We start from the raw sequence: 666 nt of genomic DNA on the forward strand, positions 1-666 counted from the left end.
GCCCTGGACATCCCCGTCTTCCACGACGACCAGCACGGCACCGCCATCGTCGTCCTCGCCGCCCTCACCAACGCCCTGCGCGTGGTCGGCAAGGCCATCGGCGACGTACGCGTCGTCATGTCCGGCGCGGGCGCCGCCGGCACCGCCATCCTCAAACTCCTGATCGCCGCCGGCGTCAAGCACGCCGTCGTCGCCGACATCCACGGCGTCGTCCACGCCCACCGCCCCGACCTCGTCGACGCCGGCCCCGAAACCGCCCTGCGCTGGATCGCCGACAACACCAACCCCGAAGGCGTCACCGGCACCCTCAAGGAAGCCGTGCACGGCGCCGACGTCTTCATCGGCGTCTCCGCCCCCAACGTCCTCAGCGGCGACGACGTCGCCGCCATGGCCGAGAACGCCATCGTCTTCGCGCTCGCCAACCCCGACCCCGAGGTCGAGCCCGGCATCGCCCGCCAGACCGCCGCCGTCGTCGCCACCGGCCGCTCCGACTTCCCCAACCAGATCAACAACGTCCTGGTCTTCCCCGGAGTCTTCCGCGGCCTCCTCGACGCCCAGTCCCGCACGGTCAACACCGACATGATGCTCGCCGCCGCCCGCGCCCTCGCCGACGTCGTCGCCGAGGACGAGCTCAACGCGAACTACATCATCCCCAGCGTCTTCAAC

General features: G+C 71.0%; 1 protein-coding gene. It reads left to right on the plus strand.

Features of this window, described 5'->3' with window-relative positions:
* Positions 1-666: NAD(P)-dependent malic enzyme (locus NQU55_RS36230; protein ID WP_284702716.1), on the plus strand; the 666-nt coding region annotated here is incomplete at both ends.

The organism is Streptomyces telluris, from assembly GCF_024519335.1.
GTDB lineage: Bacteria > Actinomycetota > Actinomycetes > Streptomycetales > Streptomycetaceae > Streptomyces > Streptomyces telluris.